The organism is Chitinophaga sp. OAE865, from assembly GCF_040546735.1.
Lineage (GTDB): Bacteria > Bacteroidota > Bacteroidia > Chitinophagales > Chitinophagaceae > Chitinophaga > Chitinophaga polysaccharea_A.
This window is the reverse complement of sequence record NZ_JBEPOF010000001.1, coordinates 7741285-7761088: the sequence shown is the minus strand read 5'-3', so window position 1 is coordinate 7761088 and position 19804 is coordinate 7741285. Positions and strand designations below refer to the sequence as shown.

General features: G+C 43.8%; 20 protein-coding genes and 1 other RNA gene. 9 read left to right on the top strand and 12 right to left on the bottom strand.

Annotated elements, in window-relative coordinates:
* Positions 1-283: 283 nt before the first annotated feature.
* From ABIE50_RS30935 to ffs, 4 genes are all read right to left on the bottom strand, one after another.
* The gene (locus tag ABIE50_RS30935) at positions 284-994 is read right to left on the bottom strand and encodes an MIP/aquaporin family protein (protein ID WP_209862911.1); all 711 of its coding nucleotides are present in this window, start codon (positions 992-994) and stop codon (positions 284-286) included.
* A gap of 28 nt (positions 995-1022) precedes the next feature.
* Positions 1023-2516, bottom strand: a complete 1494-nt coding sequence (gene glpK / locus ABIE50_RS30930; protein ID WP_209862908.1) for a glycerol kinase GlpK — start codon at positions 2514-2516, stop codon at positions 1023-1025.
* A 153-nt stretch (positions 2517-2669) separates the two neighbouring features.
* Positions 2670-3320: a fructose-6-phosphate aldolase gene (gene fsa, locus ABIE50_RS30925; RefSeq protein WP_142686038.1), complete on the bottom strand. Its 651-nt coding sequence runs from the start codon at positions 3318-3320 to the stop codon at positions 2670-2672.
* Between the two features lie 123 nt (positions 3321-3443).
* Positions 3444-3543, bottom strand: an RNA gene (gene ffs / locus ABIE50_RS30920) — signal recognition particle sRNA small type.
* Positions 3544-3745: 202 nt separating this feature from the next.
* On the opposite strand from ffs, the gene ABIE50_RS30915 reads away from it, so the two are divergent.
* Complete coding sequence (locus ABIE50_RS30915) at positions 3746-4189, top strand: DUF5684 domain-containing protein (RefSeq protein ID WP_209862905.1); 444 nt, start codon at positions 3746-3748, stop codon at positions 4187-4189.
* Positions 4190-4572: 383 nt separating this feature from the next.
* Positions 4573-5091: a hypothetical protein gene (locus tag ABIE50_RS30910; RefSeq protein ID WP_209862902.1), complete on the top strand. Its 519-nt coding sequence runs from the start codon at positions 4573-4575 to the stop codon at positions 5089-5091.
* A 214-nt stretch (positions 5092-5305) separates the two neighbouring features.
* Here ABIE50_RS30910 and ABIE50_RS30905 read toward each other — a convergent pair whose 3' ends face one another.
* Positions 5306-6046, bottom strand: coding sequence for an RDD family protein (locus tag ABIE50_RS30905; protein ID WP_209862899.1), 741 nt, complete (start codon positions 6044-6046; stop codon positions 5306-5308).
* A gap of 120 nt (positions 6047-6166) precedes the next feature.
* Between ABIE50_RS30905 and ABIE50_RS30900 the strand changes: the two genes are divergently transcribed.
* The 5 genes from ABIE50_RS30900 to ABIE50_RS30880 are packed head-to-tail and all read left to right on the top strand — an operon-like array spanning position 6167 to position 11567.
* The gene (locus ABIE50_RS30900) at positions 6167-7162 is read left to right on the top strand and encodes a stage II sporulation protein M (RefSeq protein ID WP_142686040.1); all 996 of its coding nucleotides are present in this window, start codon (positions 6167-6169) and stop codon (positions 7160-7162) included.
* A gap of 1 nt (position 7163) precedes the next feature.
* Complete coding sequence (locus ABIE50_RS30895; protein ID WP_209862896.1) at positions 7164-7988, top strand: hypothetical protein; 825 nt, start codon at positions 7164-7166, stop codon at positions 7986-7988.
* The gene (locus ABIE50_RS30890; protein WP_209862892.1) at positions 7985-9211 is read left to right on the top strand and encodes a DUF4350 domain-containing protein; all 1227 of its coding nucleotides are present in this window, start codon (positions 7985-7987) and stop codon (positions 9209-9211) included. The genes ABIE50_RS30895 and ABIE50_RS30890 overlap by 4 nt, the downstream gene beginning before the upstream one ends.
* Positions 9212-10192 carry an AAA family ATPase gene (locus ABIE50_RS30885; RefSeq protein ID WP_209862889.1) on the top strand — a complete coding sequence of 327 codons (981 nt, stop codon included), beginning with the start codon at positions 9212-9214 and terminating at the stop codon, positions 10190-10192.
* 22 nt (positions 10193-10214) lie between these two features.
* The gene (locus tag ABIE50_RS30880; RefSeq protein WP_209862886.1) at positions 10215-11567 is read left to right on the top strand and encodes a DUF58 domain-containing protein; all 1353 of its coding nucleotides are present in this window, start codon (positions 10215-10217) and stop codon (positions 11565-11567) included.
* On the opposite strand, the gene ABIE50_RS30875 is transcribed toward ABIE50_RS30880, so the two are convergent.
* The 5 genes from ABIE50_RS30875 to gatC form a co-directional block, all read right to left on the bottom strand.
* The gene (locus tag ABIE50_RS30875) at positions 11568-12257 is read right to left on the bottom strand and encodes a hypothetical protein (RefSeq protein WP_209862883.1); all 690 of its coding nucleotides are present in this window, start codon (positions 12255-12257) and stop codon (positions 11568-11570) included.
* 41 nt (positions 12258-12298) lie between these two features.
* Positions 12299-12889: a riboflavin synthase gene (locus ABIE50_RS30870; protein WP_209862880.1), complete on the bottom strand. Its 591-nt coding sequence runs from the start codon at positions 12887-12889 to the stop codon at positions 12299-12301.
* Between the two features lie 21 nt (positions 12890-12910).
* Entirely contained in the window at positions 12911-13471 is a 561-nt protein-coding gene (locus tag ABIE50_RS30865; RefSeq protein ID WP_142686047.1) for a cob(I)yrinic acid a,c-diamide adenosyltransferase, read from the bottom strand.
* A 114-nt stretch (positions 13472-13585) separates the two neighbouring features.
* Positions 13586-14287 (bottom strand): ABC transporter ATP-binding protein, encoded by a 702-nt coding sequence (locus ABIE50_RS30860; RefSeq protein WP_142686048.1) that lies wholly within the window; start codon positions 14285-14287, stop codon positions 13586-13588.
* A 5-nt stretch (positions 14288-14292) separates the two neighbouring features.
* Complete coding sequence (gene gatC / locus ABIE50_RS30855) at positions 14293-14583, bottom strand: Asp-tRNA(Asn)/Glu-tRNA(Gln) amidotransferase subunit GatC (RefSeq protein ID WP_142686049.1); 291 nt, start codon at positions 14581-14583, stop codon at positions 14293-14295.
* Positions 14584-14768: 185 nt separating this feature from the next.
* Between gatC and trpS the strand changes: the two genes are divergently transcribed.
* Both trpS and ABIE50_RS30845 read left to right on the top strand, forming a co-directional pair.
* Positions 14769-15776, top strand: a complete 1008-nt coding sequence (gene trpS, locus ABIE50_RS30850; protein ID WP_209862877.1) for a tryptophan--tRNA ligase — start codon at positions 14769-14771, stop codon at positions 15774-15776.
* A 48-nt stretch (positions 15777-15824) separates the two neighbouring features.
* Positions 15825-16460: a deoxynucleoside kinase gene (locus tag ABIE50_RS30845; RefSeq protein WP_142686051.1), complete on the top strand. Its 636-nt coding sequence runs from the start codon at positions 15825-15827 to the stop codon at positions 16458-16460.
* A gap of 1232 nt (positions 16461-17692) precedes the next feature.
* Here the strand turns inward: ABIE50_RS30845 and ABIE50_RS30840 are convergent.
* Positions 17693-18211, bottom strand: a complete 519-nt coding sequence (locus ABIE50_RS30840) for a hypothetical protein (protein ID WP_209862874.1) — start codon at positions 18209-18211, stop codon at positions 17693-17695.
* An 18-nt stretch (positions 18212-18229) separates the two neighbouring features.
* Positions 18230-19585, bottom strand: coding sequence for a hypothetical protein (locus tag ABIE50_RS30835; RefSeq protein ID WP_209862871.1), 1356 nt, complete (start codon positions 19583-19585; stop codon positions 18230-18232).
* Positions 19586-19804: the final 219 nt, after the last annotated feature.

Sequence of the window (19804 nt, the reverse complement as noted above, 5' to 3'; positions counted from 1 at the left end):
ATTCTTAAAACCAGATAGATAAACGGCCTTATTGTTTAATCACTGCTATGACTTAACATGGTGCATTGAATGTGTCAATGCGCGCCGTTTTGTGTTATCGCTATTTAAAGGTCGCTAATGAAGTATAGTGGGTGTCTTTTAAATATCCTGTGGCGAAAATATTGTTAGCCAATTGCTCTATATCTTCCAAAAAATCACCCAAAAACAAAAAATCAAATCAAAAAAATCATCATAATCATCATAATCCTGAGTCAGACAACCTCCGCTACAATCCCCGCCGCGCTTAATGAAGGAAATACTGGTACAGGAAAGCCGCTGCTGCCGCACCTGCCAGCGGACCGAGAATGGGAATCCATGCGTAACCCCAGTCGCTGTTGCGCTTGCCGGGGATGGGCAGGAGGAAGTGCATCAGCCGCGGCCCGAGGTCTCTTGCAGGATTGATGGCATAACCTGTGGGTCCGCCGAGCGACAGGCCAATGGCCAGTACCACGAAAGCCACCGGCAGGGCGTCTAATGAACCGATGCCCGCAGTGGGACCGGTAATATACGAGATGGCCAGGATGAACACCAGGGTAGCGATGAACTCTGTGAGGAAGTTATATTTCGGGTTACGGATGGCTGGAATAGTACAGAATACGCCCAGTTTGGTATCCGCATCAGGTGTTTCATCGAATTGCTTTTTATAGGCAAGCCACACCAGCAGTGCGCCGAGCATAGCGCCGGCTATTTGTGCGGCTATATAAACGGGCACATCTTCCCAGGGAAGTTTCCCCTGCAGCGCCTGTGCGAAAGTGACAGCAGGGTTGAGGTGAGCGCCGCTGTATTTAGCAGTGGCATATACGCCGATGAATACCGCCATGGCCCAACCCATGGTGATAACGATCCAGCCGCCCTGGTTGCCTTTGGATTTGTTGAGGATTACGCTGGCTACTACGCCGTCGCCCAATACGATGAGGAAGGCGGTACCTACCAGTTCTGCTAAAAAAGGTGACATAAGGAATATTGATAAGCGTGGATAAATGTTATTCTTCGGTCCATGCCTGGGCTGCCCTGATGGCGCGTTTCCATTCACTGCACAACCGTTTGTTTTCAGCAGGCTCCATCGCAGCGTCGAAGGTGGCATCTATTTTCCACTGCTGCGCAATGGTTTCAATGCTGTCCCAGAAGCCGATGGCAAGCCCTGCAAGATATGCTGCGCCCAGTGCGGTGGTTTCTGTAATGGTGGGGCGAACCACTCTTACATTGAGCAGATCGGCCTGGAATTGCATGAGCAGGTTATTTTTTGTAGCGCCTCCATCAACTCTTAGTTCGGAGATAGGCATACCGGCATCCGCTTCCATTGCTTTCATGACATCCATTGTTTGAAAGGCGATGCTATCGAGCGCCGCGCGGGCAATGTGAGCGGCGGTAGAGCCGCGGGTGAGACCTACCATAGTACCGCGTGCGTGCTGGTTCCAGTAAGGGGCGCCCAGGCCGGCAAATGCGGGCACGAGGTATACTCCATCGCTGTGAGGCACGGTAGCGGCCAGTTTTTCCACATCTGCAGAGTGGCGGATAATACCAAGGCCATCACGGAGCCATTGCACAACAGCGCCGCCAATAAAAATACTGCCTTCCAGCGCGTAAGTGGTTTTGCCATTGATTTTCCAGGCTACGGTGGTAAGCAGGTTGTTTTTGGAAGGAATGGGCTTATCGCCGGTATTCAGCACCATAAAACAACCGGTGCCATAGGTGTTTTTGAGCATGCCGGGTTGTGTGCATAACTGCCCGAACAGGGCAGCCTGCTGGTCGCCGGCAATACCGGCGATGGGAATACGGTAGGGGGTAAGGTTAGCTTCGGAGTAACCATACACTTCGCTGGATTGCTTTACTTCCGGCAACATGGAGGCTGGAATATTAAAGAGATCCAGGAGTTCCTGGTCCCATTGCATATCATGGATGTTAAATAATAAAGTGCGGGAAGCGTTGCTTACGTCTGTGATATGCAGTTTACCGTTGGAGAAGTTCCATACGAGCCAGCTGTCTACCGTACCAAATGCGAGCTCGCCGTTGTCTGCTTTCCTGCGGGCATCCGGCACGTTATCGAGGATCCATTTTATTTTGGTACCGGAGAAGTATGCGTCGATGCGCAGGCCGGTTTTATCTTTAACCAGTTGTTCCTTACCTTCTTTGATAAGGGTATCGCAATAGGCCGCAGTGCGCCTGTCTTGCCATACAATGGCGTTATGTATGGGTTTGCCGGTGCGTTTGTCCCATACGATGGTGGTTTCGCGTTGGTTGGTGATACCGATAGCTGCAATGTTTTCCCCCGACACTCTTAATTTGAGTATGGCTTCAGCGGCTACGCTGGCCTGTGAGGTCCAGATTTCCATTGCATCATGTTCTACCCATCCGGGTTGGGGGAATATCTGTTTGAATTCTTTCTGGGCAATCGCTTTGATGCTGCCATCGTGGTCAAAAATAATGGCGCGGGAGCTGGTGGTGCCCTGATCCAGCGAAAGAATATATTTTCCCATTAGCTTTTCATTTATATATATTACCGGGTTTACGTGGATATTATTGTTGAATTTAGATAAATTATCCAACAAAACATGATCATCTCCCGAAGGGAAAAAAAATCCCCGGCGCAATTACTGCACCGGGGATACACCATCTAAAAAATATTGAGACTACATTTTCTTTGCGTCTTCCAGGAATTTAGCGAGACCGATATCTGTCAACGGATGTTTCAGCAGGCCGAGAATAGAATCTAACGGGCAGGTACATACGTCGGCGCCCACTTCAGCACATTTCACAATGTGAAGAGCGCTACGGATAGAGGCAGCCAGGATTTCGGTTTTATAACCCTGTAAGCTGTAGATCTGTGCAATCTGGGCGATCAGTTCCACGCCATCCCAGTTGGTATCGTCTATACGGCCAATGAAGGGAGAAACGTAAGCTGCGCCTGCTTTTGCAGCCAGGATGGCCTGACCTGCAGAGAACACCAGGGTACAGTTGGTTCTGATACCATTGTCGGTAAACCATTTGATGGCTTTTACACCATCTTTTATCATAGGCACTTTCACCACGATGTTCGGGTGAATAGCGGCCAGTTTTTTACCTTCTTCAATGATAGAATTAAAATCGGTAGAGAGCACTTCTGCACTTACATCACCATCTACTATTTCGCAAATGTCTTCGTAATGTTTAATAATTGCAGCGTCGCCTTTGATACCTTCTTTGGCCATCAGGGAGGGATTGGTGGTTACACCATCCAGAACGCCAAGATCATGAGCTTCTTTGATTTGCGCCAGATTAGCTGTATCGATAAAGAATTTCATACTATGATAAATTAGTTGTCAGGAAATGAGCGTTTGTGGAGATGCCGTCATTAGTGAAAGAGGTGGAGAAAATAGCAACCAGAATACTATTGACAAGCAACTAATGACAATAAAACAAAGAAAAAAAGGCAAGTTACTTATATCGCACCGCTACAACCACCTACCCTTGCTACATTCCTGTCCTGGGGGAGTTCAGTAGGAGCTGGTCGTATAAGACTTGCCGGTTGCAAAGGTAATATAATGCACTGAATATCCAAATATTAGAAATGGAAATGTTGAAATATTTTTTAAAACCGTAGGAATACGTATTCTTTGAAGGTTAATACTGATTACGCTATGTAATGGGAAAAATTATATATATTTGGAAAGCGAACGTATCCCAAACTATATTGTCATTCATTTTACAAACCACTTAAACCTCAATTATGGAAACAAGTTATGAAAGCAGCAGTGCCTTCGGCGTTATATTCGGCGGCACTTTTTTAATTCTCTGTTTAGTAGCATCTATTTTCTTTATTATTTGTGGCTGGAAGATATTTGAAAAGGCTGGCCAAGAGGGCTGGAAGTCTATTATACCTATTTACAGCATTTATATTTTTTTAAAAATCATAGGAAAACCTTGGTGGTGGCTGTTAATAATTTTCTTTGTTCCAATAGTAAACATTGTTTTTGCCATTTGGGCAACCAACCTGCTCAGTAAAAGTTTTGGTAAAACCGAAGGGTTTACTATAGGATTAATATTTCTTGGGGTTATATTTTACCCGATCCTAGCATTTGACCGTACTATTGTGTACAAAGGTCCTGCAGGCGATCCGACCCGTTTCAACAATGTAAACGATGATCTGAATTCGATAGGAAAAACGGCCTGATCAAAATAATTGGCATTAAAGAAAGGCGGCTGAAACTCAGTCGCCTTTTTAAGTTTAATATTGATTATTGAAAGATCATTTTTATATAATGGTAAGATGACAAATTGAATAGAATATAGAGATCATGAAAAGATTGTTCATTTTAGAATGAACCACGTTTTAAGAGAAGTAGCAGTTAAAAAGAATAAGCTCAAATACCTACCAAATATTATTAAGTTTGAATAAATAAGAGAAATATTCCTAGAGTAATTACCTAACCTCACATTCTTATGAAAATTTTGCTAATCCTTTTATGGATTTGGAGGACGTGCTTAGGAGAGGCTCTTAACTGCCATTATATTAATTTATTCAATTGATAAACCCAAAATGTAAACCCTTAAGTAATGACAAATAAAAATACAGTGCACCACTATTTAATGTCAATCCTTCTTGTATTCCTTTTGTTTGGTTGCAAAACGTCACAAAATGGTGAAGATTATTACTATGAGTGCATATCAGATCAAGGGTATTACCTTTTAAGTGAGCCTAATAACAGCGCTATTCATGATGTATACATAGCACCTGGAGCTATTTATTATACAAAATCATCGCCGAGAAAGAAGTATCAAAAATTTCAAGTCGGCACCCATATAGGGTATTTATATAGGCCTAAGTTTACGAAACGATACAGGTCATTTTATAAAATAATTCCTGCCACTGTCGCTATTGACCAGGATGAAAAACTATTTAAAGGAACACACGGTAAGTTATACTACATCTATAACCCTGCCTCTATCCAAACTTCTCAACGAGCACAAAATACATATTCTAATCCTGGTGGTACTGTAAATGTTAAGGGGTATTATAGGAAAGATGGTACATATGTGCATCCTCACACCCGCAGTGCACCAAGGCGGCATTGAGTTTCGTATAGTTCACACTTAAAGAGATTAGAAATATAGTGTGATTGCAGGGCATATTATAATAAAAGGTGAGCTGAAGAAGGCAATACTAAAAAATGTTGAATCAATATGAGCGGTTGACTTTTCGAAGAAGCCTTTGCGAAGAAGCTTATTCACTTAAGAATAAATATGTAAAATTTTCTTCAAACGACAACATTAAACTCAGTCGCCTTTTTTAATGCTCTTTAGTAGTATAATAATTATAATCATTCAGCACTGTTTCGAGGAAATACGTATTAGGAAGTTCCGATTCAATATGCAGCACCTCCTTCACCCTCATAGCCACCCTGCCTGCGAGATCCTCATCATTTGCCTTCAGTGCGCGGTCCAGCAGGTCTTTCACTTTATTCATATCCCTGTCGGAAAGTTTCATGATCTGCGGGAACTGCGGTTTGTAATCGCTGTTGGAAAGATCCCGGAAGATAGTTTCTTCAATACTGCCTTTTCTTTTGGTACTGATCACGATGGTGCCGGCTACCAGGTCGCCCAGTCGCTGGTTATAAGGTGTGCGCACAATTGATACGGTAGGGATAATGACTGGTACCAGCATGAAAAAGTACAGGGGCGTTTCTATAATACGGAATATCCATCTTATCAGGTGCTGGCTGATGCTTGGCTGGTTGCCCGTCATGCTTACCACCTGCAGGTTCAGTATTTTTTTCCCGGGTGTTTGTCCTTTCATACCTATTTCCGTGGCCGGAAAATAAAATAGCAGGGGCAGCAGCACCAGGATGAAATAGAGACCAATATGACCTTCCATTTCTATGCGGAAAGAACTTAATGTCATGTATGCCACCAGGTAATAAAAGGCACGGATGGCAAAATCGATAAGCCAGGCCAGGAATCTTTTCATGATGTCTGCTGATTCAAATTCCAGGTCTATATTGAAAGAAGTCGGTATTTTTATATCTGCCATACTCAAATTTACATATTTGTTTATATATTGTTAGACGATTTAGTATGTTTGCCGGTATTTCCCCATTAGTAACCCATTACTGTAGGTGATATCTGTATTTTAAAAGGGAAAGGACTCACTATGAGAGAATCGCTGTTTATCAAAAAGAATTTGTCGCGCTGGAAGAAATACCAGGAGGAACCGACAGACGACCCTGATGAAATGGCGGAAAGATTTGTATCACTGTTAGATGATCTGTCTTACGCTAAAACTTTTTACAGCTTCAGTAAAGTAACCCGCTATATCAACGGTTTAGCTGCAGGTATTTATCACCGCATTTACCAGAACCGCAAGGAAGATGTAGGACGTTTCCAGTTGTTTTTTAAATATGAATTACCGTTGTTGTTCCGTAAGCATCACCGGTTGTTATTATTTACGCTTTGTTTCTTTTTATTGTTCTGTATCATCGGCGCATTTTCATCGGCACATGATGAAACCTTTGTGCGTGGCGTATTGGGAGATGAATACGTAAACATGACCGAGCGGAATATTGCCAATAAAGATCCTTTTGGCGTATATAAGGATGGTAATTCTATACTGATGTTTTTCCGGATTGCCTACAACAATATCATGGTATCTTTCTATTGCTATTTAGGTGGCATTTTCCTTGGTGTTGGTTCCCTTTACCTGTTGATGCGCAATGGCGTGATGCTGGGCGTTTTCCAGTATATCTTTTTTTCGCACGGGCTGGGCTGGAAATCTATCCTGGTGATATGGATACATGGCACGCTGGAAATATCCAGTATTGTAATTGCAGGTTGCGCAGGTATCATTATGGGGAAAAGCATCCTGTTCCCCGGCACGCGGAAAAGACTGGACTCTCTTCGCAAAGGCGCTAAAGACGGTATCAAGATCATGGTAACCCTGATCCCGGTATTTATTGTAGCAGCTTTCCTGGAAAGTTTTGTAACCAGGTATACGGAGATGCCGCTGGCGGTAAGTCTTTTTATCCTCCTGGGCTCACTGGCTTTTATACTGGGCTATTTTATTTTTTATCCCATTTACCTGCATAAGAAAGGATATCGATTGAGTGCGGAAGGGAAAGTATTAACACCATTTATCCTTTCAAAGCAGTAACATGAATATTTTTCACCGGATTAAATACTGCCTGCTGTTACTGCTGCTTTGCGGAGCCCTGCAAAGTATGGGGCAATATGAACAAACCGCCAGGAGCAAGGAGGAATACGACAGTTTATTGCAGGCAAGGATCACGGAAGATAGCATTGCTACCGTAAATGCGGCCGCTGAAGCGGAAGCAACAGCCACCGGATCAAATGAAAATTATGAAGAAGAAACGCCTCTCTTCGAACTGCGCACTGTACCGGATTCACTGGTAAAAGCACTGAAAGAAAATAAAAAACTGCAGTATAAAGACATACCACAGGGGCCTCCACCGGATAACTCCTGGATGCAGCGTTTTTTAATTGCTTTATTTTCCGCTATCAGCACTATCCGCATTATTGTAATGCTATTGTTGCTGGCGGGTTTGGGCTTCCTGGTATATTGGTTCATGAAAAGCAATGGCATTGGCTTCTTCCGCAAACCTAAATTAATAGAAGGTTTAACAGAGGTGCATGAGGAAGAGCTGCACAGTGCACAGGAATACGAAGAAAAAATAAAAGCGGCGATAGCAGCCGGGGAAACACGGCAAGCCATCCGCTGGTGGTACCTGTATACCTTATTCCAGCTGGCGGGACGGGAGCTGATAGTACCAGGAAGAGAGAAAACCAACAACGACTACCTGCGCAGTATGCGGAGTACTCCCTATTATAAAAAATTTGCCACACTCACACTGGACTATGAATATATCTGGTACGGAGGATTCGATGTAAGTGAGGAGATTTTCAGGAATATTAACCAGGAGTTCAGGGATTTTAATAACACAATCGGAAAAGTTTCGTGAAGAAGAAGCCTATATATGCGATCCTGTCTGTTTTGCTGCTGCTGGTAGTACTGGTAGTGGCAAGTGGAAATTTTGCCAGCAGAAAGAATGAGCAGTCTACCGATATGACGGAATCATCTTTTTACAGCAAGGATAAAAAAGCGGGAGGCGCCTATGCAGCTTTCAGAATGCTGCCGCAGCTGTTCCTGAGAAATTCTGTGCAAGTGGTAACAAAGCCATTTGCAAGAACTTTTGATAAAGACAACGAAATAAAATTCCGCAATAATGTTTACATCCTGGTAGCCGACCGGCTGTTTACCACAGAGAAAGATGTAGATGCCATGCTGGACTACGTATCGCGGGGAAATGAGTTGTTTATTGCCGTCAATACACCGGATCCCCTGCTGGAGAAAACGCTGAAATTTGTTACCGTGGAAAGCAGCAACATGCAATTCAAAAAAACAGGCGTAGTACAGCGGTATGCAGATGAAACCATCCCGATGGATACTTCCTTCAGGTACCCGGGTATGGTGAGCGGCAGTTATTTCTCAGGGGTAGACAGCAATACCACCAGTATTCTGGGCTACAACTATAAGAACAAACCCAATTTTATCCGCATTGCCTACAGTCGTGGTTACGTTTACCTGCTGCTGAATCCATATACTTTTACCAACTACTTTTTGCTGCACCACGATAATGTAAAAGCGCTGGAAACACAGTTGTCGTACCTGGCAGACGGCGCCAGTAATGTATACTGGGATGATTTTTATAACAGCCAGCACAGTGCACAGTCGGGCGATTTCAGTGAATGGCAGGTGCTGATGCGTTATGCATCCATGCGCTGGGCAGTATGGCTCACCGTGGTATTGCTGCTGTTGTATGTGGTGTTTGAAAGCAAGCGCCGGCAGCGGATCATTCCCGACAGGCCTCCTGTAAGCAATACTTCGCTGGAGTTTGTGGATGCCATCGGCCAGTTGTATTACCAGCAGCATAATAACTACAATCTGGCGCATAAAATGATCGTTCATTTTATGGAGTATATCCGTTCACGTTATTATCTTAACACCAATGTACTGAACGATGATTTCATTGCTTCGCTATCGCGAAAATCGGCGGTGCCGGAGGAAGATATAAGGAAGCTGCTGCATATGGTGCACCAGGTTCAACTGGAAGAAAATATAAGCGATGAAGAGCTAAAGGACTTTTATAACCGCATTCAACAATTTTATATAAACACGCAATAAATGGATACCAATACATTTCAACCCAGGACTGATTTTTCTGCCTTGCATGAAGGTGTGGAAGCTATCAGGGAGCAGATAGGTAAAGTAATAGTAGGGCAGCACCAGATGGTAGACCTGCTGATAGCAGGTTTGCTTACCCAGGGGCATGTACTGATTGAAGGTGTTCCCGGTGTGGCCAAAACGCTCACGGCCAAGTTGCTGGCGCAATGTGTGGATGCTGATTTCAGCCGCATCCAGTTTACGCCCGACCTGATGCCGGCGGATGTACTGGGCACTTCTGTTTTTAACCCACAAACCAGGGAGTTTGAATACAAGAAGGGACCTGTTTTCAGCAACCTGGTGCTGATCGATGAAATAAACCGCGCTCCTGCCAAAACACAGTCGGCCCTGTTTGAAGTAATGGAAGAAAGGCAGATCACCAATGACGGCACCACCTGGTCGCTGGACCGGCCATTTATGGTAATTGCCACGCAAAACCCGATTGAGCAGGAAGGTACTTACCGGTTGCCGGAAGCGCAGCTGGACAGGTTCCTGTTTAAGATAGAAGTGAAGTATCCCAACCTGGAAGAGGAAGTAGCGGTATTACGCGGCATTCATCATTTCAACGGGGAAACAGATCTTACAAAAATGATCAGCAAAGTGGTGACAACCACGCAGATCATAGAATTCCAGAACCTGGTAAGACAGGTAGTGGTAGATGAAAAGCTGTTTCATTACATTGCCTCCATCATCAACGAAACGCGCATGAACTCATCGCTGTACCTGGGGGCTTCACCACGTGCGTCCATTGCCGTTATGAACTGCGCCAAGGCATCTGCTGCAATGAAGAACCGTGATTTTGTGATCCCTGATGATGTAGTGGAAATGGTGCCCCACGTATTACGCCACCGTATTATGCTTACTCCTGAAAAGGAAATGGAAGGCATCAAAACAGATGATGTGATCGCACAGATCGTAAAAACGATAGAGGTACCGAGATAATCATCTCCAAGAAGATATTAGTATGCCAGCCACTGTAAAAAATAATTTATTCCAGATACTCTTTTTTACCAACAGGCTTTACTTCCTGCTGGGAGGGAATATCCTGTTGTTTATCCTTTCGTTTTTTGTTCCGCATATTTTCAATATTGCGGTGATCGCGTTTATTGTGCTGGTGGGTATTGTATTACTGGATATGATCCTGCTGATCCTGCGCCCTTCCTCCATTGTATCGATGGAACGGAAAACCGGTAACCGTTTCAGTAACGGGGATGATAACGAGGTATTGCTTGACTTCCAGAGCCGGTACCCGTTCCCGGTATTTGTATCTGTAATAGATGAACTGCCGATGCAGTTCCAGCGCCGCGATTTTTTACTCCAGGCAAAGGTGCCGGCAGGAGGTGGACATATTTTCCGGTATGTATTGCGGCCGGTTGAAAGAGGGCTGTATAATTTTGGTTATAGTAATGTATTTGTGAGAAGTGCATTGGGTATTGTGAACCGGCGGTTTATTTTTAATAATGAACAAACCATCAGCGTATATCCCAGTTTTCACCAGCTGCGGCATTATGCATTGTATTCGTATATGAACCGGCTGAATGAACTGGGCGTTCACAAACGCCGTGTAATTGGCCACAGTATGGAGTTTGATCACATCAAGCCCTATACAAAAGGAGATGATGTGCGTATGCTGAACTGGAAAGCCACTGCCCGCAGTGGTAACCTGATGATCAATAATTATGTGGAAGAAAAATCGCAGCAGGTGTATTCCATCATTGATAAAGGCCGTAATATGAAGATGCCTTTCAATGGGTTATCGCTGCTGGATTATGCGATCAATTCATCGCTGGTGTTCAGTAATGTGGCGGTTGACAAAGGAGATAAGGCCGGGCTGGTTACTTTTACGGAAAGCAAAGTAGAGGTATTGGCAGCCAGCAATAAAAAAATACAGGTGAACAAGATCCTTGAAACGCTGTATGCACAGGAAACATTATGGCAGGAGAGCGACTACGAAGCGCTGAGTGTGCAGCTGCGCGGCAGTTTATCCACACGGTCGCTGCTGATGATCTATACTAATTTTGAGTCGATGTCGAGCCTGCACCGGCAGTTGCCTTTTTTACGGCGTTTGGCGCGTTATCACCTGGTGCTGGTAGTGTTTTTTGAAAATACAGAGCTGAAGCGGGTTACGGAGCAAACAGTGCAGGATGTGGAAGGTATTTACAAACAAACCATTGTGCAGAAGTTCGCCTACGATAAGAAGCTCATTGTAAAGGAGCTGGCTAAGTATGGTATTATGTCGTTGCTAAGCCCCCCGGAGCAACTGACACTGAATGTAGTGAACAAGTATCTTGAGTTGAAATCCCGTATGCTGATCTAGTTAATTTCTCCGTTTTCTTTTAAAGAGTCCGTCGGTATTTTTCATAATGAGTGAGTCCGCGTCCGGGGCTTGTTTTACGGGGATCACCGAGCGCAGGTAAAGCCGGTTGTTATGTTTGTACCAGGCTTCTACCGTTACTGATTTTACCGTATCATTTTTAGGTAGTAAGAGATCCTGACCAATTAATTTTCCATCTGAAGCAGCAAAGCGGACAGCGCTTGTATCGAGTGGGAATACTTTCCCGCTGCTGAATTTTCCTTCTACATTCAGGTAAAAACGGATATCGCGTTTTATGCTGTCGGCATAATGATTGAACCGTATGCCGGTGATGACGGGTAGTTGCAGGAAGGCCTGATGAGTGGAGTTGTCGGGTGTAGTAACGGTAAGGGTTATACGGTAATTATCTTTCACCAGCTGTTCCCTGTTAAAACGTAATACACCGTTTTGTACCTGCCCGTTGCTGCTGTTTACGGTTAATTTGTTCCAGCGCAGGTTTCCTTCCAGCAGGCCTGTTGTTTGCTGTGTGGAGCTGTCGGTGTACGTAAGCCGGATGCCCAGTGGGGCTGTGTTGTACAATTCGGTTACTGCATCTGCATCATAAAAGGCTGTTATGCGCGCTACTTTTGCCTGCTGTGCATTTGCCGGCAGGGTAAAAAAAAGGACGGTGCAGAGCAGGAGATATTTCAGCATGCGGTTTCCATTGTTTTAGCGCCCGGCAGTCGCCGGGTGTATTAATTCCTTACCGCCATTTGCCTGGCCACGTATTTACCGAGGATATCAAATTCCAGGTTTACTAGGCTGCCGGTTTTTATTTTCGATATATTGGTGAATTCGTAAGTGTATGGAATGATGGCCACGGAGAATTCATCGTTGGTAACGTTGAAAACGGTAAGACTGATGCCGTTGAGGCAGATGCTTCCTTTTTCCACGATCAGCGCTGCAAATTCGGAAGGGTAGCGGAAGCGGTAAAGCCAGCTGCCGTCCTGTGCCTGGCAGGAGAGGCATTCGCCTACGCTATCTACATGGCCCTGTACCAGGTGTCCGTCGATGCGGCCGTTGAACACCATAGCCCTTTCCAGGTTTACGAACTGAGTGGGGCTGAGCTGGCCGAGATTTGTTTTTTGCAGGGTTTCATCTACGGCTACGGTTTCGTAGGTGTTGCCATTGATGTTGGTAACGGTTAAGCAAACGCCGTTATGCGATACGCTCTGGTCTACTTTCAATTCGGCTGCCAGTGGCGTTTGTATCGTGATCACCAGGTTGCCGCCTTCTTTCCTGGTAGATACTACTTCTGCTAGTGTTTCTATGATTCCTGTAAACATTTGACAAATTTAAGCAATTTTTTATACCCGGGGTTTCCAGGGGATTTCAGCTGCACCCAGTTTATGGCCCGTCCAGCGGGCCAGTACAAAAAGATAATCGCTGAGGCGGTTAATATATTTCAGTACCAGTGGCTCAATGAACATATCGTGTTCCTGCATGCCTACGCAGAGGCGTTCTGTGCGGCGGCATACGCAGCGGGCGATGTGGCAGGTGGATACGGCTACATGGCCGCCTGGCAGGATGAACGACTTCATGACAGGGAGCTCCTCATTCATCTGGTCGATGCTTTTTTCCAGGAGGGTGATATCCGCTTCGTGGAGGTCCGGTATTTTCAGTTTGGTTTCCTTGTCGGGGTCGCAGGCCAGTGCGGCGCCTATGGTAAAGAGGCGGTCCTGTATTTCGCGGAGCAGGTTTTTGGTATCCTGGTCGGCGATGTAATCGTTTACCAGGCCGATGTAGGAGTTGAGCTCATCCACGGTGCCGTAGGCATCGATACGGACATCGCTCTTGGGTACTTTGGTGCCGCCAATGAGGGATGTTTTGCCTTTATCGCCTGTTTTAGTATATATTTTGAAAGACATGGGTGTTGGTGTTGATTGGTCTGCAAATTACGAATAACGGCATTACGGATCGCCTCAGCTGATTGTATGGATCGCTGAGATGCCTGTAATGTGCCGTTGTTTGTAACTGATATTTTACGCGTGTACTTTTTCGTTGATGCGGTCTGATTCGATAACGCCGTCACGGAGGCGGATAACACGGCGGGCGTGGTCGGCAATATCTTCTTCATGGGTAACCAGTACTACAGTATTACCGGAGGCATGGATGGTACCGAAGATCTCCATGATTTCCACGGATGTTTTAGAATCGAGGTTACCGGTGGGCTCATCGGCAAGGATGAGGGATGGATTGTTTACCAGGGCGCGGGCGATGGCCACGCGTTGGCACTGTCCGCCGGAAAGCTCATTGGGCTTGTGTTTATAGCGTTCGCCAAGACCTACTTTTTCCAGCATGGCGATGGCTCTTTCGTCTCTTTCCTTTTTGCTTATGCCTGCATAGATGAGCGGGATAGCTACATTTTCCAGGGCGGTAAGGCGGGGCATAAGGTTGAACTGCTGGAATACGAAGCCTATTTCCTTGCCGCGAACAAGGGCCAGATCGTTATCTTCCATTTTGCTCACATCATGTCCGCTGAGAACATATTTTCCTGCGGTGGGAGTGTCGAGACATCCGAGGATGTTCATGAGGGTAGACTTCCCGGAGCCAGAGGGGCCCATGAGCGCTACGTATTCATTTTTGAAGATGTCCAGCGATACGCCTTTTAGTACCGGTAATTCATTTTTACCGAGAAAATAGCTTTTCCTGATTTCTTCCAGGTGTATGACGGACTTTTCCATGTGGGTTATTTCTTTATTATTTTCGGTACTTTAAAGTATTCCTCCGTGGCGGAAGGCGCGTTTTTCAAAGCTTCTTCACGGGTGATCACGGGTATAACCTTATCTTCCCTGAAAACATTATAATCATCTGTCAGATGAAGTAATGGTTTTACGTTTGTAGTATCCAGTTCATTGAGTTTCTCCACAAACGTGATCATCCTTTGGAGGTCTCCCCGTATCTCAATCTTCTCCTGGTCATTGAATTCCAACCGGGCCAGATCGGCCAGCTGCTGCACCAGTACGTCGTTCACTTCCATAATCAAATTAAATCAAAAGATAATGAAATATAAATGGTAAATATGATAGTATCTCAAAATTAGGGATAAACGGACAGAATAAAGTGCTTTTGATCATCTGCTTTTGGCTTTTGGCGTTTTTTTTACAAAACAGCCTGTTGTGAATGGCTAAAAGCTAAAAGCTATTCTTTAAATTGCGCCCTGTTATGGCTACTGAAAAAGAAATTGTGGTAAGCGGCATACGCCCTACCGGTTATTTGCATTTAGGCAATTATTTTGGCGCTATCCGTAATTATATCCGGATGCAGGACGAGTTTAACTGCTATTTTTTTGTGGCAGACTGGCATTCGCTGACCACCCATCCTGATCCGAAGGATCTTCCCGGGAATGTAATGCGGGTATTGGCGGAGAATATTGCATCAGGCCTGGATCCTGAGAAAGTATCACTGTATGTACAGAGCGACATCCCTGAAATAGCAGAGCTGTACCTGCTCATGAATATGCTTGCCTATGTGGGCGAGCTGGAAAAGGTGCCTACCTTTAAAGATAAAGTGCGGCTGCAGCCACAGAATGTGAACGCCGGGCTGCTTACTTATCCCGTGCTCATGAGCGTGGATATCCTGATCCAGCGTGCGGTAAAAGTACCGGTAGGCAAGGACCAGGGGCAACACCTGGAAATGGCGCGTAACTTCGCCCAGCGGTTCAATCACCGTTATGGTGACCTGTTCCCTGAGCCGGAAGCATTTAACTATGGCGACAGCCTGGTACGTATCCCCAGCTTGGATGGCAATGGTAAAATGAGTAAAAGTGAGAATGAACTGGCTACCCTATACCTGGCAGATGAGGATGATAAGATCATCAACAAGATCAAAAAAGCTAAAACAGACAGCGGCTCCGGTGAGCCGGGGGCGCCTGTTCCGGACTCTGTACAAAACCTGCTGGACCTGATGAAGCTGGTGTCTGCCCCGGATGCCGTGGCGTTCTATGAATCCGAATGGAACAACAAGGGCAATATCCGGTTCGGGGATCTGAAAAAGCAGTTGGGAGAAGATATGGTGAAATTTATATCGCCTATCCGGGAGCGGTCGAAAGAGCTGCAGCGTGATACCGACTACCTGAAGAAGATTATGAAAGCCGGTGCAGAAAAGGCCAGGGCGAATGCGGCACAAACTTTGCAACAGGCGAAAAAACTAATTGGAATAAATTATTATTGAAAAAGTCGCCAACTGTAGCTATTTTCAGTATTAACCACTTCATATCGCATGGCAAAACAGCATAAGATCAAACATATCGCCATCGCCGGCAATATCGGCGCCGGCAAAACCACGCTCACAGAAATGTTGTGCAGGCATTACAAATGGCATCCCCAGTATGAAGATGTGGAGCACAATCCTTACCTGAACGACTTCTATGAAGATATGCCCCGCTGGTCTTTCAACCTGCAGGTATATTTCCTGAACGGAAGGTTGAAACAGTTGCTGGAAGTGCAGAACGGGAAAGAAACGGTGATCCAGGACAGGACCATTTATGAAGATGCACATATTTTTGCGCCTAATCTTTATGAAATGGGGTTGATGACCAAACGTGATTTTGATAACTATTTCAATTTTTTTGAAACGCTGAAAAGCATGGTGAAACCACCGGACCTGCTGATTTACCTGCAGGCATCCGTTCCCACGCTGGTAGCGCAGATACAGAAAAGGGGAAGGGAGTACGAGGAAAATATCCGCCTCGACTACCTGAAACGCCTGAACGAATATTACAATAACTGGATTGAAAAGTATAACGAAGGACCGTTACTGATCATTGATATTGACAAGAACAAATTCCCTGAGAGCGATGAGGACCTGGGAGAAATTATTTCGAGGATCGATTCCCAGTTGTACGGTTTGTTCTGATGCGTGCGCGGATGTTGTCTGACTCAGGATTATGATGATTACGATGATTTGATTTTTGAGGATTTGAGTATTTTTTTGTTTTTGAGTAGATGATTGGCGGGTTTTGTGACATTATAGAAGGTTGTTCTTTATCAGGGAACAACCTTTTTTTATGGGATATGCTGAGAGTAAAAGAAAACTATATAATCAATTTAATCATGGTAGTCTATTTGGCACTGTAACTTCCTTTTTAGAAGTAAGCTCACGACGAATTGCATCTTTAAAATTCTGTTGCAGTAAAGTTAGCGCATCATCCATACCCGCCAAAGAAGTACTTCGTCGTTGGCTTACTTTTTCTCTAATTTCACATCCTTTAATTTTTAAACAAGCTCTTAAACTTACCAGCGTATTGTCATTTGTGTATTGTAATATTCAGCTACTTTAAATAGCAGTTAAGAAGGAGTGGATTAGGACCTTCAATTTTGTTCCACTAACACTAAGGTCATTAAACATAAGCATTGTGAAAACATATCTGATCGTTACCAATGAAGTTGCGTGCTACCTGGTACCATTTTACTTTCAGTTTTCTGCAGTGGTAGTCCGAATCCATGCATAACCTTTTTCACTTATCAAGTCGACTTCTCCAAATTGAAACATTCCAGGATAAAGATCATTGGCATTTGCAACAAAAGACCCACCTAAGCAGTTTTAATTAGAAAAATGAAGCAGATAAAAATTCCAGTCACTCCCTTTGAATTCATAATATAACTTAGGTGTGTGATAATGCTTTGCGGATATCATTGGTGTCTAGTCGTTGACTCTCATCTATTTCTATATTCGAAGCATTCATGACAATAGGAGGTACGAAAAATAGCTGAACTTAAGTCATAATTCGTATCATTGAAATTATAAATCTGTGTAAAATAATTCGCTGGCACAAGACCATTTTCCGGGGCTGCAAATACAAAATGAACTGAATCTATTATTATATAGACAGTAAGTAGTAAATCATACCTTTTCCGTGAAGGTTACCCATGCAGGAATGCAGACCATTTAACATCAGCTTGCTGCAATTTCAACAGATTATCTTTAAACTCTTCGGGAGGGTTCTCTGAGAATTTAAGGAATCTTTTGGCGATAGCTCATTATCCCCCAACGAGTTAACAGTCCTGGCTACCCAGCTTTTAAGTTGATTAGAGATAGCAGCATTAAGCATTGCCTTAAAGGATAAGTAAAGTATATTTCCAACTAATCTACGGTATTGGTTTACTTATAGAAATGACTAAAGGCTTAAGAAAAAATAATGAATGTTGCGGATATTCATCAAAAGATAGTCCAGCATTAACAATGTCTGCAAACTCCCCAGAATTTATTCTCTCATTACAGTCAGTACTTAAATAATAAACCATTGGTACAAGGAATGAGTAAGTACCACTACTTTTTATGCTAGGAAACAGCTTTTCCCATTTTATGGATTCTAAAATCACAAGGTTATTTAATATATCGTTTTTAAGCTCTATGGGAAAATTTTTTGAGAATTGAATTTCTTTCTTTATAGCGATGTTTTTGTTTAATTTCCTATCAATTCTAATAATAAATGCGATAACAGAAGATTTGCAGGATTCTGCAACATCTCTGGGAATTCTGAAATTACGTATTGTTTTTTTAGCCAAAGTATCAAATTCTGCCTGATACATTGTCTCTTTGTTTTGGGCAGTTACCATAATTCTACCAAAGCAAGATAATAAGATTAAGATGCAAAATGTTTTCATAAGAGTCTCCGATTATTATTAATTACACTTCGTCCCTAATGTACCAGTTTTATATTTCTTATTGGCTTCAATTATTGAGTTAATACCAACTGGACTCTTTCGGACTAATTCAGACCATCCGTATGACTCCTGAACTCCACCCCAAGCTAAAGCAGTTGCATCATCTGGTGAGATCGTTGGATACAATTCTTCCAAGGCTTCAGCCATGTAGGTAATATAGAATGATCCCATTTCATTGTGTTGATCTAATAATGGGTTTTTATTCTTTATGAGGAAAATACCATGAACAGCTTCATGAAGGATTGTTGCCGCAATATATTCTTTCGAGGCATTTTGAAGCTCACTGGTATTTAAGGTAATCCCTATTGCTCTGTATCCCCGTGAGGTACCCATATCTCTTGTATCTCCATCAACCCCCTGTTTTAATTTACCTTCTTCAATATCCAAATTTATGACATCCGTGCTTCCAAAAAGTTTATTAAGCATTTTACTAATTGTATTTTGCAATGTTTTAGATTGTATTTCTGAGAATATAGTTTTAAAACACGGTGTTGTTAATTTATTTGCAATATCAAAAACGCTGGTATGGGTACCACTCCCTCCGCCCCCTATAGGCATTGGATTATTAGGAGTAACCGGCCCGCCAGGCTTAGGCAGTACCGGCTCTGAAGGAAAGGGAATATCAGTACCAGGGGTACTTGGAGTACGCGGTCCGGGTGCGGTCACTTCCACTGGAGGGAGGTCAATTTCAAAGCCTGGACCATCATCATCAAGACCTCCTGGTTTTTTCTTTGGCTTCGGCGGATCTATGGGATCATCCACCATCAAAGCCCGTGATTTGTATTTCAGGTCACCAGTCACAAGGCCATCTTTAAAACGTCTGCCCCTGAGAGGAACGTTGTCAAATGGATCAAAAATAATTATGTCACCAGTAAAATCCCCATTGGTCACAAATTGCCTCATGTTTTCATCTCCCTCCCGACCTTTTGCAGTCAGATATGCTTTAACCGGCCGTACTTCCTGAATAGCTCCTAAGATAATCCCATTTGAATCTTTCTGAAACAAAATGTCCCGGTAGCCGACTGGAAGATTATAACCGATTAATGGCACTTTTAAAATGCTTGATTTATCTTGAAACTTAAAAAACTGGGCGTTTCCCCAATCCGGAATTCCAGGGTTAGGTCGTTGCTTTAGCACCGGTTGAATTCCTGATGGTCCTAACGAAAGCCAATTTTTCGCTTCTTTAACTGAAATATCGGTTGGTCGATTTTGGGCTAATTCAGAAGAATTTTTTTGGCAGCCGGATATAGCTAAAACCAACAGAAGAAGTACAGGCATCGCCGACTTAAGGGGTCTCATAACAATCTTTAACATGTTACTAGGGGTGCGGGTTAATCATTAAAATTTAGTTCTCAAACAGACTTTCATGAAAGTACATGCTTCGGGTGAAATAAACAAAATAGATCACAAAATTCAATGATCTAGATAAGTACAAGATGTTTGAGATTTAGTTGCTATGAGATATAGAATCGGTGTACGTATGAAAACGTAGCCTCTTATTTATATATCCCTGCAAGCTAACCAAGAATTGCA